The organism is Vibrio rumoiensis 1S-45 (assembly GCF_000286955.2).
In the GTDB taxonomy this organism is placed as follows: Bacteria; Pseudomonadota; Gammaproteobacteria; order Enterobacterales; family Vibrionaceae; genus Vibrio; species Vibrio rumoiensis_A.
On sequence record NZ_AJYK02000111.1, the window covers coordinates 1 to 1,693 of the forward strand.

2 protein-coding genes are annotated in these 1,693 nt (G+C 41.1%); both read left to right on the forward strand.

Annotated elements, in window-relative coordinates; genetic code table 11:
* Positions 1–96: 96 nt before the first annotated feature.
* Positions 97–984: a site-specific integrase gene (locus tag A1QC_RS14740; protein WP_017024764.1), complete on the forward strand. Its 888-nt coding sequence runs from the start codon at positions 97–99 to the stop codon at positions 982–984.
* The coding region (locus A1QC_RS14745) for an IS91 family transposase (RefSeq protein ID WP_017024765.1) at positions 981–1,693 on the forward strand (713 nt) is incomplete at its 3' end. The genes A1QC_RS14740 and A1QC_RS14745, both read left to right, overlap by 4 nt.

Consider the following 1,693-nt stretch of genomic DNA (forward strand, 5'->3'; position numbering starts at 1 on the left):
TTGTTGAACGAAGCCGCTACGCGGCAGAACAGCTAAAACACCATACTTATTCCTGAATGTATTACCACACCGTAATACCCGACAGGAGTAAATATTATGAATCTCAAACAACAAGCTCACTTTGATTACCTTTATCAGCAACATCTTAGCAATTTAACACTGCAAGGGAAGCGACCTGCCACCATTGATGCCTATTCTCGTGCGCTACGTCGTATATCCGCCTATTTTGATTGCCCACCCGATATCTTAACTACGCAAGATCTAAAGCAATACTTCGAAGCATTAATACGCTCTCACTCATGGAGTACCGTTAAACTGGATCGAAATGGTTTGCAATTTTTCTATCGTTATACGATAGAAAAACAATGGGAATGGCTGAATATTGTTAAGCCACCACAAGTAAAACGGTTACCCGATATTCTTACACCTTCTCAAATCAGCCTATTATTGAACAATACTCATCAATACCGCTATCAAGTCTTCTTTTTCACCCTATACAGTATGGGCTTGCGATTAAGTGAAGGCCTGGAATTAACAATTCATGATATTGATAGTACAGCAATGCAAGTACATATTCGTGATGGTAAAGGTGGTAAAGACCGCCTGATACCATTACCGATACAGGTACTCAATGCATTACGAAACTATTGGAAAACCCACCACCATCCCATCTTAATCTTTCCCGGTCTAGGTAATGGTTGCAATAGTCCAATGGATCGAGGTGGGATACAAAAAGCACTCAAACAAGTATTAAAAGATTGCCGGATATATAAGCATATTAGTCCTCATTCATTACGTCATTGTTTTGCTACTCATCTACTTGAGCAAGGACTCGATCTTCGTTCACTTCAACATTTACTCGGGCATGCCAGTTTAAATACAACGGCAAGATACACTCAACTTACCCCACTCAAGCAAAAAGATACCATTGCTGCCCTCAATCTGTTGTCGTCCAAATTAGAGATCAATTGGGGGCCCAAATGAGTACATTTATTAATATTTTAAAGCAACATCATGATGACTTTTTAGACGCTTATCAGCGTAAGTTATCGCATGAATCCAAACGAGCAATCGACGCCATGCTTCGTTGCCGAACGGTTCAGCAAGGGTGCTCACAGTGGTTTTGTCAACACTGTCAGCATGACGACCGTATACCGATGTCCTGCGGACATCGACATTGCCCTCAATGCCAACATACCACCACATCCGATTGGCTATCGCGCCAAAAAAACAAATTACTGCCCGTACATTATTTTATGGCAACCTTTACCTTGCCTTACGAATTACGTGTCATAGCTCAATACCATAGTGACATTTTATACCCAATGATGTTTAAAATATCCGCCTCCGTTTTAAAAGACTTTGCAAAGCGACAGCACAAAAGAGATATTGGTTTTACTGCGGTATTGCATACTCACAATCGCCGGCGCAATCTTCATCCTCATTTGCATATCATCGTACCTTCCGGCACTTATGATCCTAAAAAACATCAATGGCATAAGGGTAATTCTCGCTACCTATTTAATGAGTTTGCACTGGCTAAAGTATGGCGAGCTCGGTTGCTTGATTCTATTCGGGCTCATCCTAACCTTAGATTGCCTTACGATATCCCACAAAAATGGGTAGTTGATTGTCGGCACATTGGCTATGGATTACCTGCCTTAAAATATCTTTCACGTTATTTGTATCGTGG